Origin of the sequence: Brevundimonas sp. C43, from assembly GCF_030732185.1 — a bacterium.
GTDB lineage: Bacteria > Pseudomonadota > Alphaproteobacteria > Caulobacterales > Caulobacteraceae > Brevundimonas > Brevundimonas diminuta_C.
Genome location: NZ_CP132231.1, coordinates 2399505 through 2425754, shown reverse-complemented (window position 1 = coordinate 2425754; position 26250 = coordinate 2399505). Strand labels below are relative to the sequence as shown.

The window sequence follows — 26250 nt, the reverse complement described above, 5'->3', positions numbered from 1 at the left end:
ATTTAGTGGGGCGAGCTGTGGCGATCGACTTTGGTTTCAGAAAAAAGGCGGTTCGAACCCTCACCAACCAGATCGGCGTCTATGTTCTTTGCGATCTAGACAAAGTTCCGATCTATGTCGGCCAGTCTAAGGATGGCATCCGCAGTCGCGTTGCACGCCATCTCACGTCCGCGCGCTCGGACATTATCGCCAACAGGCAAATCGACGTTTGGGAAATCGCCTGGGTTCTCGCATATCCGGTGGAGACAAAAGAAGAGATAACACCCCTCGAATCTTTGCTCTTCCACCACTTCAATCCGAAGTCTCAATTGATGAACGGGTCGATCCCTGCGGCGCCTCCGGCAGGAACCGCGGTTCCGGACCCGGCGCAGGTGGTGCAGGTTATGTCGGACGAGGAAATTGCCGATAAGATCGATCCGGTTCAGCGCCTCCCTCGACAGGCAGGCCATTACACCAACATCGTTGGCCACTTCCTGGCGGTCAAAAACTCCCCACAAGTGGCCCGCGCTATGGATGCTCATTTCAAGCGGTTGGCGAGCTACCACGCCGAGCTTCTTGGCCTCACGGGCGAATCCGACCCGGGGGACGAGTAGGGGCTTGCCTATTTTGAGAACATAGACAGAACATACTAGACAAAGGGTAAATGTGGCGCCACAATGGCGCCATGACTACGCTCCCTAAGCTTACGGTGCGCGACCTGGATCGCATCAATCTTCGCCTTTCGGCCGAGACGTTCGCCCTAATCGACGCTGCGCGCGCCGATCGCCTCGGCAACGTCTCGCGCAATACCTGGATCACTGAAGCCATCGCAGAGAAGCTGGCGCGCGAGACGAGCGCCAACGATCGTCGCGAGGAAGGGCGGGTCGCCAATGGCTGAGTTCTACGAGTTCTTCGCCGGCGGAGGCATGGCGCGCGCCGGCCTGGGCGCAGGCTGGACATGCCTGTTCGCCAACGACTTCGATCATAAGAAGGGGCTTACCTACCAAGCCAACTGGGGCACCGGCGGCGAGCTGACGGTCGGCGACGTGAAGCAAGTCACCGCCGCCAACCTGCCCGGCGTTGCTGATCTCGTATGGGGTTCATTCCCGTGCCAGGACCTGTCGCTGGCGGGGGGCGGAGCGGGCCTGCGCGGCGAGCGATCCGGCACCTTCTATCCGTTCTGGGACGTGATTCGCGGCCTCATCGCGGACGATCGAGCGCCCCGACTGATCGCGCTCGAGAACGTGTGCGGCACGCTGACTTCGCACGGCGGCAAGGATTTCGAGGCGATCTGCCAGACCTTCGCTGATGCGGGCTATCGCTGCGGTGCCCTCGTCATCAACGCCGCCCTGTTCCTCCCGCAATCCCGGCCACGGCTGTTCGTGGTCGGGGTTCATGCCGATGTGAACGTGGACCCGGCGCTGCTTGCGCCGGGTCCAATCGAACCCTTCCACACGCGCGGTCTGCAAAGCGCGATCGAGCGGCTGCCCGCTGCGCTGCGAGAAACCATGCTGTGGTGGAACATGCCGACGCCCAACCGGCGCAACTCAACATTCGCGAGCATGATCGAGGAAAACCCGACGAGCGTGTCCTGGCATACGCCGGCGGAAACCCAGCAGCTCCTCGGCATGATGTCGCCGATCAACCTCGCCAAGGTGAACGCGGCCAAGCGGGCAGGGCACCGCATGGTCGGCGGTGTCTACAAGCGCACCCGCCTCAACGAGAAGGGCGTAAAGGTGCAGCGCGCCGAAATCCGGTTCGATGATATGTCCGGCTGCCTGCGGACGCCGGCCGGCGGGTCGAGCCGTCAGGTGATCGTTGTCATTGATGGCGCGAAGGTGCGGTCGCGACTGATTTCCGCGCGCGAGACGGCGCGCCTGATGGGCCTGGGCGACGATTACAAGCTGCCCCGCAACTACAATGAGGCTTACCACCTCACCGGCGATGGCGTTGCCGTGCCGGTCGTCCGGCATCTGGCGCATCATATTCTGGAGCCTTTGCTGGGCATGGCGGAGGCTGCCGAACGGGCTGCTGCATGAGCGTCATACCGTGCGAGCAGAACAGCGATCTGCGCGCGCAAATCGAGCGGTTCGCCGAAGTCCTGAAAACCGAGGCGCACCGGCTCGGCGATCATGGCCTGGACGAGCGCGACTTCTATAATTCCGGCTTGTTTCGCGGCGCCGTCGAGCGGGTGAGAGGACAATTCTCCGCCACGATGCGTGCCAAGCGCGAGTTCGTCCAACATGTCCTCAACCATATGGAGGACGAAGGCTTCATCGCCGGATGGGATCTCACCGGGGATGCCAGTCGCAACGACTATCTGGTGCGCCTTCCCTCCGGCCGCACGGCCGTCATCGACCTGAAAGGTTGCCTGGACGGCAACAACACCAATATTTTCGAGCGGCCGGCCAATGCAGACGAGTTCGTGATCTGGAGCATCTGCACTAATCTCGGCGCCGATCCCCGCCGCAACGCCTGGTCGGGGATTCATACGCGGCTGAGCGCTGAGATGATCTCCCGCAACCAGCGCGTCGATGGCCTGATCGTGTGGGACATGGTGTGCGGCACGATCGGGCGGCCGTGCCCCAAGGTCGCCGATGATGACGGATCGCGGCTTACCGACATTGGACCGTTCCGCGTTCCGCCCGCCTGCATCTACCTCTTTCCCGACGCCGTGCCGTCCAGCGCCACCCCCGCCGCGCCGGCGCAACCGATCGAAGCCGTCGAGCTGCTGTCAGCCTTCCACCGCTGCTTCAAGGGCCGCGATACAGAATTGAACCAGGTGGATTTCGAGCTGTTGCAAAGCGGCTCTGACCTCATGCGGCGCACCACGATCCGCCGCGCCGGTGTTATCCAGAAGGTGTCGGACATGGCGCCGATCCGGCGAGTTTAAGGATCGAGGAAGCCGGTCAACCGGCGGGATAGCTGCTCACTGTCGCGCATTTCGCATTCCCATATCGCCAGGACACGCCAACCTTCGTCCTCAAGGCGCTGCCGGACTTCCCCGTCTCGCTCGACGTTCCGGGCCAGCTTCGGGTGCCAATAGCTTGCATTGCTTGAGGGGCGCCGCGCCCCACGCGGGCAGTCGTGTTGGTGCCAGAAGCATCCGTGCACGAAGATGACCGCTCGACGCGCGGGAAACACAAGATCGGGACTGCCGGGCAAATCGCGCCGGTGAAGCCGGAATCGGTAGCCAAGCCGATGCGCCAACCGGCGCACCACCATCTCCGGCCGCGTGTTCTTTCCACGCACGCTCCGCATGCGTTCCGATCGCGCCGCTGGCGCCAGAATGTCGGTCAACCTGTTGCCTGCTGCGCGCGATGATCGCGCAACACGCGCTGCACGGTCGATCGCGACACGCGGAACAGGCTGGCGAGCTGGGCAGGGGAGCCTTGCCCGGATTCGGCCTTGGCGATGATCTCGGCGCGCTGTTGCCCGTTGAGACTCGGCCGTCGTCCAAGATGCCGCCCCGCCTTACGCGCATGGGCCAGTCCGTTCATGGTCCGCTCGCGGATCATGGCGCGCTCAAACTCGGCGAACGCGCCTAGCATCTGCGTCATCAACCGGCCGGGAGCGGTGGTGGTGTCGATCGCCTCCGTCACCGATCGGAACCCCGCGCCGGCGGCGGTGATCGCCTCAAGAGTGAACAGGAGGTCGCGAAGCGAGCGCGATAGCCGGTCGAGCTTCCACACCACAAATACGTCCCCGGGCTTCAACGCGCCGATCGCGCGCGCCAGCTCGGGGCGATCGGCTCGGCCGCCCGATGCTTCCTCTTGGTAGATGGGATCGCACCCGGCATCGCGGAGTGCGCGAAGCTGCGGGTCAATGTCCTGGGAGTCGCCTCGGGACACGCGGGCATAGCCGATTTCCATGCCACTATTCTGGCATGGGGTTTTGACACCTGCAAACCCTTGGAAACGCTAGGTCAGGGTGGTGGTGTCACAACCGTCCGGTTATGACACTCGCCAAAACCACGGCTCATAAGGAAGCCCGCGCACCGCTTGACGGTACGCGGGCTCTAAGTCATTTCAACCGTGCGGGCGCATCACCACCTTGATGACGCCGTCTTCCTTATCCCGAAACTTTTTGTACATCTCGGGAGCGTCCTCGAGACTGGCCGGGTGAGTAATTACAAAGCTGGGGTCAATTTCGCCAGCTTCAATGCGTGCCATCAGCGGCGCGGTGTAGGCTTGGACGTGGGTCTGGCCAGTTTTGATCGTCAGCCCCTTGTTCATCATCGCGCCGAGCGGGACCTTGTCGCCCATCCCGACATAGACGCCGGGGATCGAAACGGTGCCGCCCATCCGGCAGCTCATGATCGCTTCTCGCAGCACATGGATGCGGTCGGTGGCAAGGCCGACCGTGGCCTTGGCCTTGTCGAGAACCGCATCGACCGAGCCATGCCCGGCAGCTTCGGCGCCCACCGCGTCGATGCAGCTGTCAGGCCCGCGGCCCTTGGTGCGGAATTGCAACTCGTCATAGACATTGTCGACTTCGGCGAAGTTGATCGTTTCGGCACCGCCGGCTTCAGCCATGGCGAGGCGTTCGGGCACTTCGTCGATCGCGATCACGCGACCGGCACCGAGCATCAGCGCCGAGCGGATCGCGAACTGGCCGACCGGACCGCAGCCCCAGATCGCGACGGTGTCGCCTTCCTCGATATTGGCATTCTCGGCGGCCATGTAACCGGTCGGGAAGATGTCCGAGAGGAACAGCGCCTGCTCATCGGTGACATTGTCGGGCACTTTGATCGGGCCGAAATCGGCCATCGGCACGCGCAGATATTCGGCCTGGCCACCGCAATAGCCGCCCAGCATGTGGCTGAAGCCGAACAGGCCGGCGGGCGAATGGCCCATCGCCTTGATCGCCATTTCGGCATTGGGGTTGGTCGTGCAGCAGGCCGAAAACAGTCCCTTCTTGCAGAACCAGCACTCGCCGCAGCTGATCGTGAACGGCACCACCACGCGGTCGCCGATTTTGAGGTTCGTCACCTCCGAGCCCAGCGCTACGACCTCGCCCATATTCTCATGGCCCAGAATGTCTCCGCTCTCCATGGTCGGCTGATAGCCATCGAGCAGGTGGAGATCCGATCCGCATATCGCGCAGGCCGTAACCTTGATGATGGCATCCCGAGGATGCTTGATTTCGGGATCGGCAACGGTGTCTACCCGAACGTCACCTTTTCCATGCCAACATAGTGCGCGCATTATTGTTCTCCGACGTTATTAGGGGGTTGAGTAGCAACGGAACAGAAAACCTACATAAGGCGCGGCTTCAGGCATCGTCAATGCCCGTGACGCTGGGATCACGGAGCGGCCGCAGCTCGCCGCGCGCGACCATGTCGGGGATGGTGAAGGCGTAGCGCCCGAGCATGTTGATGTGTTGGGAGCCGAGCGGCGAGAGGCGCGCGACGTCCTCGTCGAGGATCACATGACCTTCGGTGCGGAGCTGGTTGAGCGCGGCGTCGATGTAGATCGTGTTCCAGAGCACGACCAGATTGACGACGAGCCCAAGCGCGCCGAGTTGATCTTCTTGCCCTTCGCGGTAACGCTGACGAAGCTCACCGCGCTTGCCGTGGAATACGGTGCGGGCGAGCTGGTGACGGCTCTCGCCCCGGTTGAGCTGGATCAGGATGCGTCGCCGGTAGGTTTCGTCATCGATGAACCGCAGCATGTAGAGCGACTTGATGAGGCGGCCAAGTTCCTGGAGCGCGCGCGCTAGCTTGGTCGGGCGATCGTTGGTCTGAAGGACACGGGTGAGCCCAGTCGCGCGCACGACGCCGAGTTTCAGCGATCCGGCCAGGCGCAGCAGGTCATCCCAGTGCTCGACGATCAGCTTGGTGTTGATCCTGTTCGACGCGAGGTCGTCCAGCACACCGTAATCGGCCTTTCCATCGACACGCCAGAACCGCGCGCCGCCGATATCGGCGATGCGCGGCGAGAACTGGAGCCCGAGGAGGTAGAAAACGCCGAAAATCGTGTCGGTATAGCCGGCCGTATCGGTCATGATTTCGCTTGGCCGCAATTCGGTTTCCTGGTCGAGCACGACCGCCAGCAGATGGAGGCTGTCGCGCAACGTACCGGGGACCGTCACGGCATTCAGCCCGGAAAAACGGTCGGAAACCAGATTGTACCAGGTGACGCCGCGTTCGCGCCCGAAATAGCGCGGGTTCGGGCCGGCGTGGATCGTGCGGACCGGCACGGTGAATCGCAGCCCATCGGCCGAGGCGACCTCGCCGCCGCCCCAGGCACGGGTCAGTGGAATCCTGTTATGCGCGGCGACCAGTAGCGCGTTGGCCGCCGTCAGCGTTTCGGCCCGCATGAAGTTCTGCTTCACCCAGCTCAGCCGCGACCGGCGCAAGGCGGGGACCTCCGAGCGGACAAGCGGCTCGAACCCGGTATTGGTTGCCTCCGCGACAAGCACTGCACAGATCGTGGTCGCTATATCCTCAGCGCGCGCATTGCCCTCACTGGCATGAGTGAACGCTGCCCCGAACCCCGTTCGCGCGTGCATCTCCAGGATCAGCTCGGGGAGATCGAGCCGCGGCAGTCGCGCATCGATCGCATTATGCAGGTTGGTGAGGCTCAATGGCTCGTCGATCTTATCGAGCGGTGCGATTGATAGGTCGGCGGCGCTCGCGGTCTTCGTAATTGTCACCGCATCGTTGTCCGGCACGCGCGCGGCTGTTTCGCGGTAGGCAAGATCGAGCCGCGCCGAAAGTTTGGCGATTTCCTCGTCGCCAGCGACCGCCACGCCGACCGTGCGGCATACCGTCGGTCGCGCCGCCTCCCAGCCAGCTCCCGTCAGTAGGCCCTTGCGAGGATCGGCATAGCGAAGTGAGCGAACGGGAAAGACGTCGCGGCGACGGATGGCGCGGCGTAGTCGGTCGAGCGTACAAAGCCGGTATCCGATCAGATCGAATGCACCGTCCGCGGTCTTCAGCTGGCGGGCCCAGGCCTTGGGTACGAAAGATGTTGGTACCGGTCCACGGCGCTTTTCACCCTGGTGAACTCTCCGCAGGTGATCGACCGCGTCCAACAGCGGCTGCCCCGCTGGCGCCGCCGCAAGATCGAGCCCAGCAAGCATCTTCGGCAGATAGCGCATCGTGCCAGTCTGCTGGCGCAACTCGACGAAGTAGCTCTCGTCGGTCGGCCGGGCGAGCAGGTTCACCTGCGCGACGGCCTCGGTCAGCGCTGCCCGGTCGACGAGCGCGAACACGGCTGCGCGGACCTCGGTGTCGCCGATACTGTCATCGAGCAGCACCGCCCCGACATCGCGAAGCCGGAGCGATGCGGCGTCGAGATCGCGCAGTGAGCGCATCCGCGCCTCCTTGGCGTTGATGCGCGCATTGGAGAACATCTTGGTCGACACGGCGTCGAACAGGTCGATGACATCGTCGCTGGCCGACGCTTCAAGCGTCCGGATGAAGGCAACCAGGGTCGCCGCGCGGCGATCGTCCGGCAACCGGGCGACGGCCTGCGCTTTCGCGGCGCCGGCAAATCGCGCTAATGCGGCGGCCTTGCCGGGCGGTACGCGGTCGAGTTCGGGCAAGCCTGTGGTGAATGTACGGATTTCGGTCAGTCGGTCGATGGCCCGGCTGATCTCAGGGCCGCTTTGCAGATATGGCCCATCACGGAGTCGATCGAGCGGGCTTTGCCGTCCATCTTCGGCAACAGCGACGAGCGTATCGAGCCGGGTACGTTGCTCTGACGTCAGCTTGTCGACCAGGCGGCGATGGACGTGCGCGGCGACTCGCGTGCGGACCCGTGCGATATCGCGCTCGAGGACGGACAATCCCGGTAACATCACCTTGAACTCGAGCAGCCATGTCGCGGCTGCGTCGAACAGGGCCGACGGTCGATCGGTGCCCGTCCAGCACAGCGCATACAGGAAACGATGCAATCGGAACGCGACGCCGGGATCGGAGAAGACTCGGTAGCCATAATGAATGCGGATGCGCGGGCCGTGCCGCCATCGTCCCTTGGTCGCGCAATATCGCGCCATTAGTTCGGCCGATCCGTCGATCGCCAGTTGGTCGCCAGCAAATCGCGTGACGGACGCAGGTATTTGCGCCGGATCTTCGAGAAAAGTGCCGAGCAGCCTCAACGAGCCAAGCTGCACCGCGACACCGAGCCGGTTGTGGTCGCCGCGGTGTGCGCCGATGAACGCCCGGTCCGCATCGTCGAGATGAAAGTGCCGCGCCAGCTGTTCCGAGGTCGGATCGCCTACGAAGCGACCATATCGCAGTGCCTGGTCGTCCGAGAGAAAGCTGACTGGCACCGCTTCACGCTATGCCGCTGCCGCGGATCTGGTCCCGCGCTTGGCCAACAGTTCGCTGGCCCGCTCTCGCGGCTGTCCTTTGGCGTCGACATAGGCATAGAGTGTCGACACCGATACTCCGAGCTGGACAGCGACGTCGCGCGCGGCATTGTCGCGGTCTGCCATCAACGCCATTGCGGCCTTCAACTTCTGTTTCGTCATCACCCGTGGCCGCCCGCCCGCGCGGCCACGGGCCCTGGCCGCAGCCAGCCCTGCCATCGTGCGCTCGTGGATCAGGTCGCGCTCGAACTCGGCCAGGGTTGCGAAGATGCCGAACACTAACCGGCCCGTGACGGTCGTCGTATCGATATCGCCGGTCAGCACCTTCAGGCCGACGCCGCGCTTCTGCAGATCTCCGACCAGCCCGACGACGTGAGGCAGCGACCGTCCAATTCGGTCGAGCTTCCAGACAACAAGAGCGTCGCCATCACGCATGATATCGATTGCCTTGTCGAGCCCAGGCCGTTCGGTCGTACGGCCCGAGCAAACGTCGTCGAAGATCCGGTTGCATCCGGCACGATCGAGCGCATCACGTTGCAGATCGAGATTCTGCTCGCCCGTCGACACCCGCATGTACCCGATCAGCATCGACGCCCGCTCCCTCTTGCATCAATCTATCGAACGATGGGTTTACCGGCTATAGGTTTCTGGACGGGTAGATGTGAGATTGAAGGCCGTCCAGTGGGTCGATCGCGTTCGTCGGACCGCTTCGCATCAAACCGGGGTTTGTTGTGACCGCATGGTTCAGCGTTGCATCTGGCCCTCGAGCAATGTATGCACGATAATGTCAATACAGGAAGTTTTGTGATATTTGAGTGGGACGACGACAAGGCCGCTGCCAACCTGCGCAAGCACCATGTCGCATTCGAGCTGGCTGAGCTGGTCTGGGATGATCCCGCCCATATCATCGTGTTTGATCGCTATGAAAACGACGAAGAACGCTGGCACGCGATTGGCTTGGTACGCGGCATATTGATCTTAACGGTCGTCCACACGCTCCCCACGGGTGACGATGAGAACAGCATACGTATTATCAGCGCCCGAAAAGCGACAGCCGATGAAAGGAAACGTTATGAAGCACAAGATGACTGAGGCTGACATAGCGGCCCAAATTGCGCAGCTAGTGAACATGCCTGACACTGACATCGACACGGCGGATATTCCCGAGGCACCGATTGAGAATTGGGCTTTGGCAAAGCGTCCCGGTCTTTACAAGCCGCGCAAAAAACCCGTTACCCTGCGGCTCGATACCGATGTGGTGAGCTGGTTCAAGGATCACTCGCAATCGGGGGGATACCAGACCGAAATAAACCGCGTGCTGCGCCGTTATGTCCATGACAACGCGGACCGGAGATAAGCGGCTGCTTGGCTTATGTAGGTTTTCTGTTCCGTTGCTACTCAAACCCCGTCCTCGCCGCGAAGGCGTGCGGTGAGGCCGCAGGCAAAGCCACATATGCTGTGGAGCAACGCTCGCCGATCCTCGTCAGGGAGAAGCGATGTCTCGCGCGCGAACGAACGGGCCGAGATAATCAGCTCGCCCCATAGCTGCCGCCCCTCCCACCATCGCGCATAGCAGGCATTGTTGCGAAAGCTCATGAAGATCGAGAGCGCGATGCCGATCAGGGTGAAAGGGATCGTCGAGATACGCGCGAAAATGCCGGGATGGGCTTGGGCGGCCAGGATGGCGATCACACTGACGATCGCTATCGCCGCCAGCCTCCGCGCGATGCGCGGCAAGATCGAGCCATGCACGGTGAAAATGATATCTTGGAAGCTCGGTTGCGATCGAACGATCATGGTCCGTGGAATGTCCTTCGCCTGTTTGCCGGCATTTCCCTCGGCAGCTCGTCGAAACGAGCTGCCGTCAGGGTTTGAGGATGAGGCGAATGACCTGCGCGACAGCCCCCAGCGCCAAAACGCTGGCCGCCCAGATTAAGACCATCCAGGCGAGCCGTCGACCGAGCGGTTTTTGCTCATCCATCAGTGATAGCCGTGGGCGCCGACCTTACCGCGGAACACCCAATAGGCCCACGCGGTATAGCCGAGAATGATCGGAATGATGATGGCCGCACCCGCCAGCATGAAGAGCTGGCTTTGCGGGGGAGCGGCTGCATCCCAGATCGTGACGGCGCGGGGAACGACATAGGGATAGATGCTGATCCCCAGCCCAACGAAACCGAGAAAGAACAGGCCAAGCGCCATAATGAAGGGCAGACGCTCCGCGCCGCGCTTCAGACTCCAGAAGAAGGTTGCAGCGCAGATTGCCACCAGCAGAGGAACCTGCGCGGTGAGAAGCACGCCGGGCATCGCAAACCAGCGTCGCCAATAGTCATAGGTCAGGAACGGCGTCGCCGCACTGACGGCGAAAAGCGCGAGTAGCGTCGCACCGCCGAGCCAAAATGCCAGTCGACGGGCGCGTTCCTGGCCCGGCCCTTCGGTTTTCCAGACCAGCCAGGCCGCGCCGAGAAGCGCATATCCGATTACGACTGCCGCGCCGGTCAAGAGGCTGAACGCGCTCAGCCAATCCAGCCATCCCCCGGCATAGGCATCGGCCTCGACCCGCACGCCTTGCAGGATCGCGCCCAGCGTGATCCCCTGCGAGAACGCCGCGAGAACGGACCCAAAGCTGAAGGCGACATCCCAGAAGGGACGATGGCGTGGATCTCGCCAACGAAACTCGAATGCCACCCCGCGGAACACGAGACCGAGCAACATCGCGATGATGAGCGGGTAGGTCGCGGGAAGGATGATGGCGTAGGCAAGGGGAAAGGCCGCGAAGAGACCGCCTCCGCCCAGCACCAGCCATGTTTCGTTGCCATCCCAGACCGGCGCGATCGAGTTCATCGCCTGATCGCGCTCCCCTCCGACCGAAAGGCTCGGGAAGAGGATGCCGATCCCCAGATCGAACCCGTCCATCACGACATAGGCGAAGACAGCAAAACCGATGATACCGGCCCAGATTATGGTGAGATCAAGGTGCTCCATGTTCATGCCTCCCGTCCGGTCGATGCCACGACGCCGCTCGCCGGCGTAATGCCCGCCGCGCGTTGCGGCACCTTGGACGGTTCCGGCTCACCGGCTGCGGGCGGCTTTGCCATCATCCGGAGCAGATAATAGGTGCCGGCCCCGAAGGCGCCGAAATAGACGAGGATGAAAGCGACGAGGGACGCCGCGACGGCGGGTGCGGCCAAGGGGGAATGGGACTCTGCGGTTCGCAGCAGGCCGTAAACGGTGAAGGGCTGTCGCCCAACCTCCGTCGTGACCCATCCTGCTATGACCGCGACGAAACCTGACGGACCAAGCGCGACAGCGGCGCGGTGAAGCCAGTGCCAGTCATAGAGCTTGCCGCGCCAGCGGGCGAGCAGGCTCCAAAGTCCCAGCCCCAGCATGGCGAGGCCCATCGCCACCATGATCCGAAACGACCAGAAGACGATCGGCGTGGGCGGCCAGCGATCGCGCGGGAAGTCGTTGAGGCCGGGGAGGGGCGCTTTGGGATCGTGCTTGAGGATAAGCGATCCCAGATAGGGGATTTCGACCTTGCCGTGGACCACCGCATCCTTGTTGCTCGGGAGGCCGAAAAGGATGAGCGAAGCGCCGTCGGGGCTGGCCTCATAATGACCTTCCATCGCGAGAACCTTCGCCGGCTGATGCTCCAGCGTGTTGAGGCCGTGCTGATCGCCCGCGAGAATCTGGATCGGAGCGACGAGCGCCGCCATCCACATCGCCATCGAGAACATCTTGCGCGCGCCGGGATTCGCGCGGTCGCGCAGAAGGTGCCATCCCCCGACCGCACCGACGACCATCGCCGTCGTCAGATAGGCCCCGATGACCGTGTGAACGAGGCGGTATGGAAAGCTCGCGTTGAAGATGATCGGAAGCCACGAACCTGCGGGCACGAACTGGCCCTTGGCATTGATCGCATAGCCTGCCGGCGTCTGCATCCAGCTATTCACGGAAATGATCCAGGTCGCCGAGATGAGCGTCCCGACGGCGACCATGCAGGTCGCGAAAAAGTGCGGCCCTTTGCCCACCTTGTTGATTCCGAACAGCATGACACCGAGGAAGCCCGCCTCAAGGAAGAACGCGGTGAGAACCTCATAGGCCATCAACGGGCCGATGACGGGGCCGGCTTTGGCCGAGAAGACCGACCAGTTCGTCCCAAACTGATAGGACATGACCACGCCCGAGACCACGCCCATGCCGAAGGCTACGGCGAAGATCTTGAGCCAATAGCGGTAGAGGTTGGCGTAAACGCCGCTCCCCGTTTTCAGCCACAACCCTTCAAGCACCATCAGGTAGCTTGCCGTGCCGATGGAGAAGGCCGGAAAAATGAAGTGGAAGGAGACCGTGAACGCGAATTGCGCGCGCGCCAGGATTACCGGATCGAGATTCGCAAGCACCAGATTTTCTCCCTGACTTTCGGCCTCCTCAACTGCGACCAGCGTTGTGGTGCTGCGGCGCGTGCTCGGCGAAAGGTGGAACAGCCTTGCGCACTTTAATACCATACTCCCCACCAGTATCAAGGGGGCAGGGAACCATAGATCAGCTCCTGATGTTTGGAGGGGGAAAGCGGGCCGTTGCAGCTATGAATCGGCAGAGGCCGTCGACGAGCCGCGACCCTTAATTCACAAGCGGCTTGAAACTCCCCCCCTGTATAGTATGTAGTGGTGATCTTTCAGGAAAGCGCGATGCCACATTCACCAGAGGACAAGAAGCGGGCCATCACACGCCTTCGCCGTATCAAAGGGCAGGCGGAAGCGCTGGAAAGGGCGATCGAGGCAGGTACGGACTGCGCACCCCTGCTCCAACAGATCGTGGCAATGCGGGGAGCGACCAACGGATTGATGGCGGAGGTGATGGAGAGCCATCTTAAAGAGACGTTCGGACCCTCAAGCAAGGCGATTGGGGGGCAGGACGGTGACTCTTACGATAATGACATGGAGGGGGTCATGAAGATATTGAGAACATATCTCAAATGAGCGCGGCCAAGATCATCCCGTATAGGTAATTATCTGGATATCTGATGCGTATGTATCGGTAATGTGGTGGTAATAATGAAGATACGACCAATCTTCGCTTGGTACGATTTGTGGGTTGGCGTTTTCATAGATCGTCCGAAGAGGCGGATATATATTTTTCCGGTTCCGTGTCTTGGATTGATGATTCAGCTTCAACACGCCGCCGCATCCTGACCGATCTATCTTCCAAGGGTCTCAGTGCAGGATTGCCGCCGCCATGCCCGAGCGAGTCGAGCGCAATTGCGAATTGTCGCTGCGCCGGATGCCGCAGGCAGATGGGATAGCATATGATCGTCAAGAATTTCGAATATCTCATAGCGCTCGATCGCGAGGGTCACTTCGGGCGGGCCGCCAAGAGCTGCAACGTGTCGCAGCCGACGCTTTCGGCGGGGATCAAGCAGCTAGAGGAAGATCTGGGCGTCGAGATCGTGCGGCATGGCCGGCGATATGACGGTCTCACATTGGAAGGCGGGACAGTGCTCGCCTGGGCCAAGAAGATCGAACGGGACTGTGACGGGCTGGAGAGTGACCTGTCGGCCCTCAAGCGAGGGCTGGAGGGCCTGTTCCGCTTGGGCATGGTATCAGGCACTTCGGCTGTCGGCGCGATCGTCAGCGCCGCTCTTGCGGATCAAATCCCCTTGCTGGGGCAAACCGTGACGGCGAGTGGCACTGCTTCGCTGTTGAGATCCTTGCTGGATCACGAAATGGACATGGCGCTGACCTATCTCGGCGAGGTTCCGAAGGACGAGTTCGAGACCCATCATCTCTACCGGGAACATACGACCCTGTTCCAGATGAGCAAAGAGCCGCAGCCCAAGCGAGTCGCGTGGGATCATGTCGTGAGCCTGCCGCTTTGCATTCTGGCAGGCGCGCTCCCCAGCGAGGCACAGTTGCAGCTCGCGCACTGCTCGGCCGCGACGATCAACACGGACACGATCGACATTCTGGCGGCGCATCTGGCCACAGGGCGTTACGCGGCAGTCTTGCCCCAATCGCTTGCGACCCGCCTCGCCCACATTCCAAACCTTCAGGCTTCAGCACTGACGGGTGCGGGCGCGCACGCAGATGTTGGATTCGTCAGCGTCAAGGGGGAGGCAAAGTCGCCGCCCTCGGCAGCCCTTCTTGAGCTGGTCCACACTCCCAAAGTCGTGTCTCCTTTGCAGGAAATCCTTGCATTGCATCGCCAATTTCAGCCTCGAAAGGGCTGAACCGGCAATGTTGCGGTGCGAAAAACGCTCATAGGAATTTCCTATCTCAAGATAGAAACTTCGAGTTTGCTGTCACATGCAGCCAAAGCCATTCTGCATGGACGATAATGAAGAGGTCTGGATCGCCAAAGGCGTATTGTGTTGATTTAATTCAGCGCAGCTCCTTTGGCGCGTCCGGTAGAAACTTCAACATTATTGAGGGGTGGCGGACGAGAGCTAGGAGATAATTCGATGGCTACCGGAAACAGGATCGTCACATTCGAGAAGCCGATGGAGATGAAGGTCAACACCTTCAAATTCCCGGAGCTGATTACGCCGCAGGGCAAGAAAGCCCCCCACGGCGCCATTCTCAAGATCGTCACCACCAACATCTGCGGCAGCGACCTTCACATCTACCGCGGTTCGTTCGAAGTCCCCAAGGGGATGACGATGGGCCACGAGATGACCGGCGAGGTGATCGAGGTCGGCTCCGACGTCGAATATATCAAGGTCGGCGATATCGTGTCCGTTCCCTTCAACGTCGGCTGCGGACGCTGCTACAACTGCAAGCACATGCGCTCGGACGTGTGCGAGCACACCAACCCCGAAGTCGATTGCGGCGCCTACGGCTTCAACCTGGGCGGATGGACCGGCGGTCAGGGGGATTACCTGTTCGTGCCCTATGCAGACTTCAATCTGCTGGCCTTCCCCGACAAGGACGCGGCCATGGCGAAGATCCGTGATCTGACGCTGCTTTCGGACGTGCTGCCGACCGCGTTCCACGGGTTCGCCGCGCCCGACTGGCCGGCGCAGCCTGCGTATATCGTCGGCGAGAACGTGCTGATCTTCGGCGCGGGGCCTGTCGGTCGCGCGGGCGCAGCCTGCGCGAAGCTCCTCGGTGCCGGCGCCATCATCGTCGCCGACTTCATTCAGGAGCGGCTCGATCTGCTCAAGCCGCACGGCGTCGAGACCATCAACCTGTCGGACGGCATTCCGATCGAGGATCATCTGGAACGGATCACCGGCAAGCGCGAGGCCGATCGCGTCATCGACTATGTGGGCCTCGACTGTCGCGGGTTCGGGGCGGAGTCCGACCAGATCGTCGAGAACGCCGTCACCAACGCGCTGCTGAAATATGTCCGCTTCGGTGGGATGACCAGCACGGTCGGCGTTTACTGCCCCAATCCGATCTCCAAGAATAGGGACAACAAGAAGGGCAGCATGGAAGTCGATTGGGCCAGTGGCTGGATCAAGTCGCCGCGGATGTCGGCAGGCCAGTCGCCGACGGCGAATTACAACCACGCCCTCATGCGGGCGATCCTGAACGATCGGATGCCCTATCTGACCCCGATGATGAACACGAAGATCATCAAGCTGGAGGATGCGCCGGCGGCCTACAAGGAGTTCGATGACGGATCGGCGTTCAAGTACGTCATCGATCCGCACGGCTCCGTAGCGGCCTGATCTTCTTCTAACCCGGAATATCCCCCGGTCATGACCGGGGGATATTCTGAGTCGTAGGGGGCGGACTGCTTTCCGCACGAACACCCCCTTCCGGCTTGTCGATCTAACTCCCCCCCGGATCGGCAAGCCGCCCCTTTCCGGAAACGCAGCATCAACGATCGCGCTGCGCTTTCCCAAGCCATGACGTCCTGTCAGGCGCCTCCATCCCTCAGTCGATATCCCTCTTGCATACTGGCTAGGAGTATATTAGACATACTCCCGCCAGTATGTGTTTGTCCGAGAGTCGCGCTTCGCCGGGCTTCACAACCGGCGGTCCGATTCAACCAACGAGGGAAATCAAAATGAAATCTCGCGCCGCCGTAGCCTTCGAGGCAGGCAAGCCGCTCGAAATCGTCGAGATCGATGTCGCACCGCCCCAGAAAGGCGAAGTGCTCATCAAGGTCACGCATACCGGGGTATGCCACACCGACGCTTTCACGCTGTCCGGCAACGATCCGGAGGGCATTTTCCCGGTCGTTCTCGGTCACGAGGGCGCGGGCATCGTCGTCGAGGTCGGCGAGGGCGTCACCAGCGTCAAGCCGGGCGATCACGTCATTCCGCTCTACACCGCCGAGTGCGGCAAGTGCGAGTTCTGTCTGTCCGGCAAGACCAACCTGTGCGTCGCGGTCCGCGAAACGCAGGGCAAGGGCCTGATGCCTGATGGCACCACGCGCTTCTCCTACAACGGCCAGCCCCTCTATCACTACATGGGCTGCTCGACGTTCAGCGAATACACCGTCGTCGCCGAAGTCTCGCTCGCCAAGATCAACCCGGAAGCGAACCCCGAGCATGTCTGCCTTCTGGGCTGCGGCGTCACCACCGGCATCGGCGCGGTCCACAACACCGCCAAGGTGCAGCCGGGTGACTCGGTTGCCGTGTTCGGTCTGGGCGGCATCGGTCTCGCCGCGATCCAGGGCGCGCGTCAGGCCAAGGCAGGCCGCATCATCGCGATCGACACCAACCCGACGAAGTTCGAGCTGGCACGTCAGTTCGGCGCGACCGACTGCATCAACCCCAAGGACTATGACAAGCCGATCCAGCAAGTGCTGATCGAGATGACCGGATGGGGCATCGACCACACGTTCGAGTGCATCGGCAACGTCCATGTCATGCGGGCCGCGCTGGAATCCGCGCATCGTGGCTGGGGCCAGTCGATCGTCATCGGCGTTGCCGGCGCGGGCCAGGAAATCTCCACCCGTCCGTTCCAGCTCGTCACGGGCCGCGTCTGGAAGGGGTCGGCCTTTGGCGGCGTCAAGGGGCGCACCCAGCTTCCCGGCATGGTCGAGGACGCCATGAAGGGCGAGATCGATCTGGCGCCCTTCGTCACCCACACCATGGGTCTCGATGAGATCAACGAGGCGTTCGACCTGATGCACGAAGGCAAGTCGATCCGCACCGTGATCCACTACTGATCCGACAGATTACGCCGTTTAGTTTCAAACACTAACCTCAAGGAAGAATATCATGGCTGACCCCGTTATCTCCGGCAACGGCGTGTTCTCGCACGTCTTCATCGGCGCTGCCGACGTCGAGCAGTCGTCGGCGTTCTATGACGCCGCTCTGGGCGCCCTGGGCGTCAAGAACCTCGGCCCCTTCGGCAATGGCTGGGTGCTGTACGGTCGCGACAAGCCCGCCTTCATCATTGCCCGTCCCGGCAATGGCGAAGCGCCCTCCAGCAACGGCGTGACGGTTGGCTTTGCCGCCGCGACGCCCGCCGAAGTGGACGCTTTCCACGCGGCCGGCCTCGCGGCCGGTGGCACCGACGAGGGCCAGCCCGGCCCGCGTGGCCATCTGCCGGGTGCCTATGCGGCCTATCTGCGTGATCCGGCGGGCAACAAGGTCTGCTCGTACACCTTCATCTGAAGCCGGAAGGTGAGGGCGATACCCGCAACCCTATGACTGGCTGTCGCCGGCGCTGAAACAGGCGCCGGCGCTTCCCCCCGCACAACAGCCAGCAAAAGGGCTCCTATCGCCACACCGTCCACCAACCGTCGAAGCAAGGAAACAAAAATGGAACGTGTCGAACATCACGCCAGCTTCGGCGGTTGGCAGGACGTCTATCAGCATGACTCGATCAGCCTCGGTTGTCCGATGAAGGTCGGCGTCTATCTGCCTCCCCAGGTGAAGGACGGTCGCGTGCCGGTGCTGTATTGGCTGTCCGGCCTGACCTGCACCGAGCAGAATTTCATCACCAAGGCTGTCGCGCAGCGTTTCGCGGCCGAGCACGGGATCATCCTCGTCGTGCCGGACACCAGCCCGCGAGGCGAAGGCGTGGCCGACGATCCCGGCTATGATCTGGGGCAGGGCGCCGGCTTCTACGTCAACGCGACGCAGGAACCTTGGGCCGCACACTACCGCATGTACGATTATGTCGTCGAGGAATTGCCGGCGCTGATCGAAGCCACATTCCCGGCCGATGATCGCCGGGCTATCGCGGGCCATTCCATGGGCGGGCATGGCGCCCTTGTTGCCGCCCTGCGCAACCCCGGACGCTATCGCAGCGTATCGGCCTTCTCGCCGATCGTAGCGCCGAGCCAGGTGCCTTGGGGCGAGCGTGCCTTCACGGCCTATCTGGGTGACGATCGCGAGGCGTGGAAGCAATATGACGCCATCGAACTTATCAAGGCCGCCCGCGAGCGTCTGCCGTTGCTCGTCCATCAGGGTCTGGATGACGAGTTTGTCGAGCGCGAGCTGCGCCCCGACTTGCTGGAGGCGGCGTGCAAGGCTGCCGAGCACCCGCTGACGCTCCATCGGCTGCCTGGATACGACCACAGCTATTATTTCATCGCGAGTTTCATCGGCGAACATATCGCCCACCATGCCGCGGCGTTGTCCCAATGACCGGGCCGTCACCTTCAACCATGCGCGAAATCGCGCCCAGCCATGAGCCGGCTCACGGCCGCCATCGCGTGGTGGTCGTGGGGGCGGGCTTCGGCGGCCTTGAAACCGTGCAGCGGCTCGCCGGGAGCGGCGTGGACATCACGCTCGTCGATCGCCGCAACCACCATCTCTTTCAGCCGCTGCTCTATCAGGTGGCGGGCGCCTCGCTGTCGCCATCGGAGATCGCATGGCCGATCCGTTCGCTCTTCGCCAAGCGGAAGGACGTGCGGACCCTGCTCGGCGAGGTTGAAGGTGTCGATACAGGCGGTCGGCGCGTCATTCTGGAGGACGGCTCGACGGTTGCCTATGACACGCTCGTCATCGCGACGGGCGCGCGGCACTCCTATTTCGGCCACGATCAATGGGAACCGTTTGCTCCCGGCCTGAAATCGCTGGAGGATGCAACCACCATTCGCCGGCGCCTTCTGGTCGCCTTCGAGGAAGCCGAGCGTGAGACGGACCCCGCGCGCCGTGCCGCTTTGCAGACCTTCGTCATCATCGGTGGTGGCCCGACCGGCGTGGAGCTGGCCGGCACGATCGCGGAGCTTGCCCGCCTGACGCTGGTGCGGGATTTCCGGTCGATCGACCCGCGTGCGACCCGCGTCGTGCTGATCGAAGCCGGGCAACGGCTCTTGCAGGCTTTCCCGGAAGACCTCTCCGCCTATACCCGGCAGGCGCTCGAAAAGCTCGGCGTCGAAATCAAGCTCGGCACGCCGGTCACGGAATGCTCCGCCGATGGCGTCGTCGTGGATGGGAAGCAGATTCCCGCCGAAACGATCCTGTGGGCAGCAGGCGTCCAGGCATCGCCCGCCGCGCATTGGCTGAACGCTGAAGCCGATCGCGCTGGCCGCGTGATTGTCGGACCGGACCTGACGGTGCCGGGTCATCGCGACATTTTCGTGATCGGCGACACCGCGGCCTCGAACGGGTTCGATGGCAAGCCTGTCCCCGGTCTTGCGCCGGCTGCGAAGCAGGCGGGTCAATATGTCGCCCGGCTTATCCGCCAGCGCCTGAAGGGGCAGAACGAGGTCGCGCCCTTCCATTACCGGCATCAGGGCAATTTGGCGACTATAGGCCGCAGCCTTGCCGTCGTCGACATGGGTCGGTTTAAGTTGCGCGGGGCCCTGGCGTGGTGGATGTGGAAGCTCATCCACATTTATTTCCTGATCGGGGCGCAGAACCGGCTTAGTGTGGCACTAAGCTGGCTGTGGACCCATGGCATAGGATATCGTGGCTCTCGGCTGATTACTTATGGCGATCTAGATCATCGCGACGTGGGGGAGAAGGATGACAAGGGGGGAAAGCCGATTGAGTGAAGCGGGCAGCGCTCCGAATGGCGGTTCGACTGTCTATGGTATGCCGACCTATGAAAATAGGCGGGTTGCCATCGACGAGGTACATGCGCGCCCATATCTCCTGATCGAGTCACCGCGCGCCCTGGTGCAGCTCGCCTTCATGAATGAAGGCAATCTGGCCAAGGATAAGGCGACGCTCGCGGAAATATCGAGCCGAATGGGCGCGTCGCTGCCCGATCAGAACTCCCCCCTTCATGGCCTGACCTGGGATCAGGGCAAATTGCATTGTGAGAAGCATACGGAGTTTTCGACCTACCTGTGGAGCGCGCCTGTTGATCCCGACACCGGGGATCTGGCGGGCGAAGACCCGTTCAAGCACGGCTTCACCCCGCCTGGGCCGGTCATTTGCGGCATCCGGTTGGACGTGGTGGCGTGGACGGAAGAGACCGCGACCTACATTGACCGCTTCGATCCGATCAGCCGCTGCCATTCGCTCGTCGAGGACGGCATGGCGGATATCGTTACCGATTTCCGTCAGGATGCAGATGGGCTGACCCGCATCCTCATCCTCGATCGCGGCCTGACGCCGATCCGGCTTGGCGCGCTGGCGCAGCGGCTCCTTGAAATCGAGACCTATCGGACGTTGGCCCTGCTCGGTATTCCCCTGACCCAATCGCTGGGTCCGCATCTACGCAATATAGAAAAGCGCCTCGCCGCGATCACGGATGAGATGCGCAAGTCGGCTCGGCGCAACAGCGAGGCGCTGCTTTCCAGATTGACGGATCTCTCGGCCGAGCTGGAGGCGGACACGGCGTCCAGCCTCTACCGCTTCGGCGCGAGCCGCGCTTATTACGAGATCGTCGAGGAACGGCTTGCCGCACTCGGCGAAACCTTCGTCCCCGGCTGCTATCGCTGGCGCAGCTTCCTGCATCGCAGGATCGCCCCCGCCATGCGGACCTGTCGCGTGATCGAGGAGCGGCAGGCCAATCTCTCGGACAAGCTGGCGCGCGCGACCACCTTGCTGCGATCCTGGATCGATGTGCAGCTCGAACGCCAGAATAGCGACCTGCTCGCCTCGATGAACAACCGGGCGAAGCTGCAATTGCAGCTTCAGCAGACGGTGGAGGGCCTGTCTGTCGCCGCAATCTCCTATTATGTGATCGGCCTGCTCTCCTATTTCATCAAGGGCATACCGGGCATTCACGACGCAGTGGCGCCTGAGCTGGTGATCGCAGCTTTGGTTCCCCTTGTCCTCCTTGGTGTCTGGTGGACCGTTCGGCGGATCAGGCACGCACACAAGGACCATGGACAGCCGCCCGCGAAGGGGCAGATGTGACCCGACAATCGTTTTTGGGCACGCTTGAGGCGTTCATGGCCTGGCCCTGGCAGGAGGATATCTGATGTCGACTGGCATATTCATTTTGCACTCCGACTATACCCCGGCGGGCGATCAGCCCGAAGCGATCGCGCGGCTCATATCCGGCATCGAGGAGGGGGCGCACCATCAGACCCTCAAGGGCATCACGGGGTCGGGCAAGACGTTCACGATGGCCAACGTGATCCATCGCCTGAAGCGTCCCACGCTGATCCTGGCCCCCAACAAGACGCTAACGTCGCAGCTCTATGACGAAATGCGGCGATTTTTCCCTGAAAACGCCGTGGAGTATTTCGTCTCCTACTACGACTATTTCCAGCCAGAGGTGTATTTGCCGGGCCGCGATGAGTTCATTCCGAAAGATTCCTCGATCAACGAGCATCTGGAACGGTTGCGCCTTTCGACGACAAAATCCCTGATTGAGCGCCGCGATACGATCGTCGTTGCCTCGGTATCGTCGATCTATGGCATGGGCGATCCCGACAATTATCGCGCGCTCCAGGTTCCGCTGACCGAGGGCGCGCGGTTGGGACAGGAAGAGCTTCTTCGCGGCCTGGCGCGTCTGCAATATGATCGGGCCGAGCACAAGCTGAAGCGCGGCACCTATCGCGCTGATGGCGACGCTGTTGAGGTTTACCCGGCGGATTCGGAATATAAGGCCCTGCGGGTCGGATTGGCGAACGGCCTGATCGCGTCCCTCCAGTGGTTCGATGCGGCGACCGGAAGGCAGCTAGAGAGCACCGATCACTATCTCGTATCGCCCAAGACCGTTCTGGCGGCGACCGCCGATCAGGCCCGCAAGGCCGCAACGGCGATCCTCGCAGAGATGGAGACGCAGGTCGAGCGGCTGACCAGCGAAAATCGCCTGACGGAAGCGGCGCGCCTCTATGATCGCATCACCAACGATGCCGAGATGTTGCGCGAGGTCGGATATTGCTCGGGCATGGAAAATTACGCCTGCTATCTGAGCGGCCGTGACCCAGCGCTCCCGCCCATAACCCTGCTCGACTATCTGCCCAAGGATGGGCTGCTGTTCGTCGACGAATCGCATGTGATGATCCCGCAGATCTCGGCGATGTTCCGGGGCGACCAGGCCCGCAAGGATACGCTGATCGATTATGGCTTCCGCCTGCCATCCTCGAAGGACAGCCACCCCTTGAGCTTCCACGAGTTCGAACAGGTCAAGCCGCAGACGATCTTCGTGTCCGCCACCCCCGGCGCCTATGAGGTAAGGGCCTCGCAAGGCAGGGTGGTCGAACAGATCGTTCGGCCGACCGGCCTGCTCGATCCGAAAGTGGAAATCCGCCCGTCCCAAGGCGCGCGGGATGATTTGCTACGCGAGATCGCGCAGCGCACGAAGCGCGATGAGCGCGTGCTGGTCACGACGCTGACCAAGGTCGCGACCGAGGAGCTGCACGCATTCCTCGAAAGCCAGGGCGTGCGCGCGCGCTACATGCACTCTGACGTCAAGGTCGAGGATCGGGTCGCGATCATCGAGGGCCTGCGCGCGGGCGAGTTCGACGTGCTGATCGGTATCAGCCTGCTACGCGAAGGGCTCGATATCCCCGAAGCGTCGCTGATCGCGATCTTCGATGCGGACCGCGCGGGCTTCCTGCGCTCGGCCCAGGCGCTGATCCAGATGATCGGCCGCGTCGCGCGCAACGTGAACGGCACCGCAGTTCTCTACGCCGATACCGTGACGCCGGCGATGAGGGCCGCGATCGACGAGACCGAGAGTCGGCGACAGCGCCAGATCGCCTTCAACGAAGAGAACGATGTCACCCCGCTCTCGTCGGTTCGCGGCCTGGCGTCGGCGCAGCCCGACCGGGAAGAGCCGTCGGTCCATTCGGAGGCTTTCTGCGAAAATCTGTACGAGCTGTGCGACCGGATCACCGCGAAGGAACAGGCGCTGCTGACGGCAGTAGATAACGATGACGAGGATCGGGCGGAGACGATCCGGGGCGAGTTGGACGGCCTGTACCGTCAGTTCATCTATCTGTGATGCGCCGAGTGAAAGTGACCGTATGAGCAAGGATCAGGAGCCTCAAACCACCCCCGGCAAGGAACGCGCGCCGCGCTCCGGCTTCGTTCAGGTACGCGGCGCGCGGCAGAACAATCTCAAGAATGTCGACGTGGACGTGCCGCGCGACGCCTTCGTGGTGTTCACCGGCATATCCGGATCGGGCAAATCGAGCCTCGCTTTCGGCACCCTCTATGCCGAGGCACAGCGCCGCTATCTGGAATCGGTCGCGCCCTACGCCCGCCGCCTGATCGATCAGGCCGGTGTGCCGGAGGTTGACGCTATCGACGGGTTGCCTCCCGCAGTCGCGTTGCAGCAGCAGCGCGGCTCGGCCAATGCGCGGTCCTCGGTTGGGAGCGTGACGACGCTCTCCAGCCTGGTACGGATGCTCTACTCGCGCGTCGGCGAATATCCGCGCAATCAGCCCATGCTCTATGCGGAGGACTTCTCGCCAAACACAGTCGCGGGCGCCTGCCCGACCTGCCACGGCATCGGGCGCGTCTATGACGCGACCGAAGAGACGATGGTGCCCGACGACACGCTGACGATCCGGGAACGCGCCATCGCCGCATGGCCGCCCGCGTGGCACGGCCAGAACCTGCGCGATATCCTCGTCTCGCTCGGCTATGATGTCGACACCCCATGGCGGGATCTTCCGAAGAAGGATCGCGACTGGATACTCTTCACCGACGAGACGCCGACGGTGCCGGTCTATGCGGGTCTGACGCCCGAGCAGACGCGCGTCGCCCTCAAGCGCCGCATGGAGCCGAGCTATCAGGGCACCTTCACCGGCGCCCGTCGCTATGTGCTGGAGACGTTCGCCAACACCAAAAGCGCGCTGATGAAGAAGCGCGTCTCGCAATATATCATAGGCCGCGATTGCCCGACCTGCGACGGCAAGCGGCTGAAGCGCGAGGCTCTGTCGGTGAAGTTCGCGGGCCTCGACATCGCCGAGTTTGGCGACCTGACGGTGCTGAAGCTCCGGGACTTGCTCACGCCTGTCGCGCATGGCGAGTATGGGGGCGCCGCGGCGGCCCCGAAGGGCCATGTTCTTGGCAAGGCGGCCCGCGATGCGGCAGTTGAACGCAGGGTCGCGGCGGGAGGCTCGGCGCACAAGGCAGCGCCCGACGTGCGCCGCACGCCCAACCTCTCCGATGAGAAGCGGGTCGCCGCGCAGCGTCTCGCATCCGAGCTGCTCGAACGGCTCGGCCCGCTGATCGATCTTGGCCTTGGCTACATCTCGCTCGACCGAAGCACGCCGACGCTTTCCTCCGGCGAGCTGCAACGCCTGCGCCTTGCCACTCAATTGTCCTCGCAGCTTTTCGGCGTGGTCTATGTGCTGGACGAGCCCTCGGCGGGGCTGCACCCGGCAGACGGCGAAGCTTTGCTCACCATCCTTGAGCGGCTGAAAGCGGCGGGCAACTCGCTGTTCGTCGTCGAGCATGATCTTGACGTGATCCGCCATGCCGAATGGCTGGTCGATGTAGGGCCAGGAGCAGGCGAAAAGGGCGGTGAAGTGCTCTACAGCGGGCCGATCGCGGGACTGGCCGACGTCGAGGCGTCGATCACGCGCCGCTATCTGTTCGCAGAGCCCGTCGCCCATGACCGGACCCCGCGCGAAGCAAAGGCTTGGCTCCGTCTAGAGGGGGTGACGCGCAACAACCTGCGCGGCCTCGACGTCGAGCTTCCGATCGGTTGCTTCACCGCTGTCACCGGGGTTTCGGGATCGGGCAAGTCCAGTCTGGTCAGCCAGGCGCTGCCGGAGCTTGTCGCGGAACAGCTCGGCGGCTCGCCGGCTGCCGAGGAAGAGGATGCCGATCCGCTGCTTGATGTTGCGCAGGAAGAGACCGAAGGCCGCATCGTTGCGGGCATGGAGCATGTGCGCAGACTGGTGCGGGTCGATCAGAAGCCGATCGGCCGCACCCCACGCTCGAACCTCTCCACCTACAGCGGCCTGTTCGATCATGTGCGCAAGATCTTTGCCGGCACTCCGTTGGCCAAGAAGCGCCGTTACAGCCCCGGCCGCTTCTCGTTCAACGTCGCCGAAGGCCGCTGCCCGGTATGTGAGGGCGAGGGGTTCGTGATGGTGGAGCTGCTGTTCCTGCCAAGCGTCTATGCGCCGTGCTCGACCTGCCACGGCAGCCGCTACAACCCGCAAACGCTCGAAGTCGAATGGAACGGCCGCAACATCGCCCAGGTGCTGGAGCTGACGGTGGACGAGGCGTGCGACTTCTTCGCGGGTGAGGCGTCCGTCATGCGCTCGCTGGATGTGCTGCGGGAGATCGGCCTTGGATATCTGAGGCTCGGGCAGCCGGCGACGGAACTGTCGGGCGGCGAGGCGCAGCGCATCAAGCTTGCGACCGAGCTGCAACGCGCCCAGCGCGGCAACACCATCTACATCCTCGACGAGCCTACTTCGGGGCTTCACCCGTCCGACGCGGACCGGCTGATGCGGCACCTGCAGGGCCTTGTCGACGTGGGCAATACGGTTGTTGTCGTCGAGCATGACATGCGCGCCATCGCACAGGTGGATTGGGTCATCGATCTCGGACCGGGAGCCGGGGAGGAAGGTGGCCTAATCATCGCCAGCGGCGTCCCTAGCGACGTTGCAGAGGCGGAAGGCAGTCTGACCGCGCCCTATCTCAAGGCGGCGCTTTAGCCGCCTCTTGGGTGT

At 62.6% G+C, this 26250-nt stretch carries 25 protein-coding genes; 16 read left to right on the top strand and 9 right to left on the bottom strand.

Annotation, left to right across the window (positions count from 1 at the left end; genetic code table 11):
- Positions 1 to 17: 17 nt before the first annotated feature.
- The 4 genes from Q9R14_RS12270 (at position 18) to Q9R14_RS12255 (ending at position 2872) form a co-directional block, all read left to right on the top strand.
- On the top strand, positions 18 to 593 hold the full coding sequence (locus Q9R14_RS12270) for a GIY-YIG nuclease family protein (protein WP_306002576.1): 576 nt from the start codon (positions 18 to 20) through the stop codon (positions 591 to 593).
- Between the two features lie 71 nt (positions 594 to 664).
- The gene (locus Q9R14_RS12265; protein WP_306002575.1) at positions 665 to 877 is read left to right on the top strand and encodes a hypothetical protein; all 213 of its coding nucleotides are present in this window, start codon (positions 665 to 667) and stop codon (positions 875 to 877) included.
- A complete protein-coding gene (locus tag Q9R14_RS12260) occupies positions 870 to 2018 on the top strand; it encodes a DNA (cytosine-5-)-methyltransferase (RefSeq protein ID WP_306002574.1) in 1149 nt (382 codons plus the stop codon). Before Q9R14_RS12265 ends, Q9R14_RS12260 begins: the two co-directional genes overlap by 8 nt.
- Positions 2015 to 2872, top strand: a complete 858-nt coding sequence (locus Q9R14_RS12255) for a hypothetical protein (RefSeq protein WP_306002573.1) — start codon at positions 2015 to 2017, stop codon at positions 2870 to 2872. Before Q9R14_RS12260 ends, Q9R14_RS12255 begins: the two co-directional genes overlap by 4 nt.
- Here the strand turns inward: Q9R14_RS12255 and Q9R14_RS12250 are convergent.
- The 5 genes from Q9R14_RS12250 to Q9R14_RS12230 all read right to left on the bottom strand — a co-directional run bounded on the left by Q9R14_RS12250 (position 2869) and on the right by Q9R14_RS12230 (position 8886).
- Positions 2869 to 3279: a DNA mismatch endonuclease Vsr gene (locus tag Q9R14_RS12250; protein WP_306002572.1), complete on the bottom strand. Its 411-nt coding sequence runs from the start codon at positions 3277 to 3279 to the stop codon at positions 2869 to 2871. The two genes, Q9R14_RS12255 and Q9R14_RS12250, sit on opposite strands and share 4 nt — an antisense overlap.
- On the bottom strand, positions 3276 to 3851 hold the full coding sequence (locus Q9R14_RS12245) for a recombinase family protein (RefSeq protein WP_306002571.1): 576 nt from the start codon (positions 3849 to 3851) through the stop codon (positions 3276 to 3278). Before Q9R14_RS12245 ends, Q9R14_RS12250 begins: the two co-directional genes overlap by 4 nt.
- 156 nt (positions 3852 to 4007) lie before the next feature.
- Entirely contained in the window at positions 4008 to 5186 is a 1179-nt protein-coding gene (locus Q9R14_RS12240; RefSeq protein ID WP_165118103.1) for a zinc-dependent alcohol dehydrogenase, read from the bottom strand.
- A 67-nt stretch (positions 5187 to 5253) separates the two neighbouring features.
- On the bottom strand, positions 5254 to 8259 hold the full coding sequence (locus tag Q9R14_RS12235; RefSeq protein WP_306002570.1) for a Tn3 family transposase: 3006 nt from the start codon (positions 8257 to 8259) through the stop codon (positions 5254 to 5256).
- Between the two features lie 9 nt (positions 8260 to 8268).
- Entirely contained in the window at positions 8269 to 8886 is a 618-nt protein-coding gene (locus Q9R14_RS12230) for a recombinase family protein (RefSeq protein ID WP_015449304.1), read from the bottom strand.
- Positions 8887 to 9072: 186 nt separating this feature from the next.
- Here Q9R14_RS12230 and Q9R14_RS12225 point away from each other — a divergent pair, with 186 nt between their 5' ends.
- On the top strand, positions 9073 to 9390 hold the full coding sequence (locus Q9R14_RS12225; protein WP_031290428.1) for a BrnT family toxin: 318 nt from the start codon (positions 9073 to 9075) through the stop codon (positions 9388 to 9390).
- Entirely contained in the window at positions 9371 to 9655 is a 285-nt protein-coding gene (locus tag Q9R14_RS12220) for a BrnA antitoxin family protein (protein WP_306002569.1), read from the top strand. The genes Q9R14_RS12225 and Q9R14_RS12220 overlap by 20 nt, the downstream gene beginning before the upstream one ends.
- A gap of 41 nt (positions 9656 to 9696) precedes the next feature.
- Here Q9R14_RS12220 and Q9R14_RS12215 read toward each other — a convergent pair whose 3' ends face one another.
- The 4 genes from Q9R14_RS12215 to Q9R14_RS12200 all read right to left on the bottom strand — a co-directional run bounded on the left by Q9R14_RS12215 (position 9697) and on the right by Q9R14_RS12200 (position 12803).
- Entirely contained in the window at positions 9697 to 10095 is a 399-nt protein-coding gene (locus Q9R14_RS12215) for a bestrophin family ion channel (RefSeq protein ID WP_306002568.1), read from the bottom strand.
- A 67-nt stretch (positions 10096 to 10162) separates the two neighbouring features.
- On the bottom strand, positions 10163 to 10279 hold the full coding sequence (locus Q9R14_RS12210; protein ID WP_082824896.1) for a DUF2474 domain-containing protein: 117 nt from the start codon (positions 10277 to 10279) through the stop codon (positions 10163 to 10165).
- A complete protein-coding gene (gene cydB / locus Q9R14_RS12205) occupies positions 10279 to 11289 on the bottom strand; it encodes a cytochrome d ubiquinol oxidase subunit II (protein WP_205499249.1) in 1011 nt (336 codons plus the stop codon). Before cydB ends, Q9R14_RS12210 begins: the two co-directional genes overlap by 1 nt.
- Positions 11286 to 12803, bottom strand: coding sequence for a cytochrome ubiquinol oxidase subunit I (locus Q9R14_RS12200; protein ID WP_240893578.1), 1518 nt, complete (start codon positions 12801 to 12803; stop codon positions 11286 to 11288). Before Q9R14_RS12200 ends, cydB begins: the two co-directional genes overlap by 4 nt.
- 183 nt (positions 12804 to 12986) lie before the next feature.
- On the opposite strand from Q9R14_RS12200, the gene Q9R14_RS12195 reads away from it, so the two are divergent.
- From Q9R14_RS12195 to Q9R14_RS12150, 10 genes are all read left to right on the top strand, one after another.
- Positions 12987 to 13277 (top strand): metal/formaldehyde-sensitive transcriptional repressor, encoded by a 291-nt coding sequence (locus Q9R14_RS12195; protein ID WP_062126547.1) that lies wholly within the window; start codon positions 12987 to 12989, stop codon positions 13275 to 13277.
- Between the two features lie 326 nt (positions 13278 to 13603).
- The gene (locus tag Q9R14_RS12190) at positions 13604 to 14524 is read left to right on the top strand and encodes a LysR family transcriptional regulator (protein ID WP_062126550.1); all 921 of its coding nucleotides are present in this window, start codon (positions 13604 to 13606) and stop codon (positions 14522 to 14524) included.
- A 231-nt stretch (positions 14525 to 14755) separates the two neighbouring features.
- Positions 14756 to 15967: a glutathione-independent formaldehyde dehydrogenase gene (locus tag Q9R14_RS12185; RefSeq protein WP_020486678.1), complete on the top strand. Its 1212-nt coding sequence runs from the start codon at positions 14756 to 14758 to the stop codon at positions 15965 to 15967.
- 341 nt (positions 15968 to 16308) lie between these two features.
- Positions 16309 to 17418, top strand: a complete 1110-nt coding sequence (locus tag Q9R14_RS12180; protein WP_017980840.1) for an S-(hydroxymethyl)glutathione dehydrogenase/class III alcohol dehydrogenase — start codon at positions 16309 to 16311, stop codon at positions 17416 to 17418.
- A gap of 52 nt (positions 17419 to 17470) precedes the next feature.
- Positions 17471 to 17869 (top strand): VOC family protein, encoded by a 399-nt coding sequence (locus tag Q9R14_RS12175; protein WP_062126553.1) that lies wholly within the window; start codon positions 17471 to 17473, stop codon positions 17867 to 17869.
- Positions 17870 to 18016: 147 nt separating this feature from the next.
- Entirely contained in the window at positions 18017 to 18847 is an 831-nt protein-coding gene (fghA, locus tag Q9R14_RS12170; protein ID WP_062126555.1) for an S-formylglutathione hydrolase, read from the top strand.
- A complete protein-coding gene (locus Q9R14_RS12165) occupies positions 18844 to 20202 on the top strand; it encodes an NAD(P)/FAD-dependent oxidoreductase (protein WP_237237782.1) in 1359 nt (452 codons plus the stop codon). The genes fghA and Q9R14_RS12165 overlap by 4 nt, the downstream gene beginning before the upstream one ends.
- A 40-nt stretch (positions 20203 to 20242) precedes the next feature.
- A complete protein-coding gene (locus tag Q9R14_RS12160) occupies positions 20243 to 21517 on the top strand; it encodes a DUF3422 domain-containing protein (protein WP_082824897.1) in 1275 nt (424 codons plus the stop codon).
- Positions 21518 to 21581: 64 nt separating this feature from the next.
- Entirely contained in the window at positions 21582 to 23558 is a 1977-nt protein-coding gene (gene uvrB / locus Q9R14_RS12155) for an excinuclease ABC subunit UvrB (protein WP_062126562.1), read from the top strand.
- Between the two features lie 22 nt (positions 23559 to 23580).
- A complete protein-coding gene (locus tag Q9R14_RS12150; protein WP_126014096.1) occupies positions 23581 to 26235 on the top strand; it encodes an excinuclease ABC subunit UvrA in 2655 nt (884 codons plus the stop codon).
- Positions 26236 to 26250: the final 15 nt, after the last annotated feature.

Excerpts from the sequence above, each read along its gene's own strand:
- Q9R14_RS12260 (WP_306002574.1), top strand. The coding sequence starts at position 870 with ATGGCTGAGTTCTACGAGTTCTTCGCCGGCGGAGGCATGGCGCGCGCC.
- Q9R14_RS12230 (WP_015449304.1), bottom strand. The coding sequence starts at position 8,886 with ATGCTGATCGGGTACATGCGGGTGTCGACGGGCGAGCAGAATCTCGAT.
- Q9R14_RS12240 (WP_165118103.1), bottom strand. The coding sequence starts at position 5,186 with ATGCGCGCACTATGTTGGCATGGAAAAGGTGACGTTCGGGTAGACACC.
- Q9R14_RS12255 (WP_306002573.1), top strand. The coding sequence starts at position 2,015 with ATGAGCGTCATACCGTGCGAGCAGAACAGCGATCTGCGCGCGCAAATC.
- Q9R14_RS12180 (WP_017980840.1), top strand. The coding sequence starts at position 16,309 with ATGAAATCTCGCGCCGCCGTAGCCTTCGAGGCAGGCAAGCCGCTCGAA.
- Q9R14_RS12225 (WP_031290428.1), top strand. The coding sequence starts at position 9,073 with ATGCACGATAATGTCAATACAGGAAGTTTTGTGATATTTGAGTGGGAC.
- Q9R14_RS12165 (WP_237237782.1), top strand. The coding sequence starts at position 18,844 with ATGACCGGGCCGTCACCTTCAACCATGCGCGAAATCGCGCCCAGCCAT.
- uvrB (WP_062126562.1), top strand. The coding sequence starts at position 21,582 with ATGTCGACTGGCATATTCATTTTGCACTCCGACTATACCCCGGCGGGC.
- Q9R14_RS12265 (WP_306002575.1), top strand. The coding sequence starts at position 665 with ATGACTACGCTCCCTAAGCTTACGGTGCGCGACCTGGATCGCATCAAT.
- Q9R14_RS12215 (WP_306002568.1), bottom strand. The coding sequence starts at position 10,095 with ATGATCGTTCGATCGCAACCGAGCTTCCAAGATATCATTTTCACCGTG.
- Q9R14_RS12150 (WP_126014096.1), top strand. The coding sequence starts at position 23,581 with ATGAGCAAGGATCAGGAGCCTCAAACCACCCCCGGCAAGGAACGCGCG.
- fghA (WP_062126555.1), top strand. The coding sequence starts at position 18,017 with ATGGAACGTGTCGAACATCACGCCAGCTTCGGCGGTTGGCAGGACGTC.
- cydB (WP_205499249.1), bottom strand. The coding sequence starts at position 11,289 with ATGAACATGGAGCACCTTGATCTCACCATAATCTGGGCCGGTATCATC.
- Q9R14_RS12245 (WP_306002571.1), bottom strand. The coding sequence starts at position 3,851 with ATGGAAATCGGCTATGCCCGCGTGTCCCGAGGCGACTCCCAGGACATT.
- Q9R14_RS12210 (WP_082824896.1), bottom strand. The coding sequence starts at position 10,279 with ATGGATGAGCAAAAACCGCTCGGTCGACGGCTCGCCTGGATGGTCTTA.
- Q9R14_RS12220 (WP_306002569.1), top strand. The coding sequence starts at position 9,371 with ATGAAGCACAAGATGACTGAGGCTGACATAGCGGCCCAAATTGCGCAG.
- Q9R14_RS12190 (WP_062126550.1), top strand. The coding sequence starts at position 13,604 with ATGATCGTCAAGAATTTCGAATATCTCATAGCGCTCGATCGCGAGGGT.
- Q9R14_RS12160 (WP_082824897.1), top strand. The coding sequence starts at position 20,243 with ATGCCGACCTATGAAAATAGGCGGGTTGCCATCGACGAGGTACATGCG.
- Q9R14_RS12185 (WP_020486678.1), top strand. The coding sequence starts at position 14,756 with ATGGCTACCGGAAACAGGATCGTCACATTCGAGAAGCCGATGGAGATG.
- Q9R14_RS12200 (WP_240893578.1), bottom strand. The coding sequence starts at position 12,803 with ATGGTATTAAAGTGCGCAAGGCTGTTCCACCTTTCGCCGAGCACGCGC.
- Q9R14_RS12175 (WP_062126553.1), top strand. The coding sequence starts at position 17,471 with ATGGCTGACCCCGTTATCTCCGGCAACGGCGTGTTCTCGCACGTCTTC.
- Q9R14_RS12195 (WP_062126547.1), top strand. The coding sequence starts at position 12,987 with ATGCCACATTCACCAGAGGACAAGAAGCGGGCCATCACACGCCTTCGC.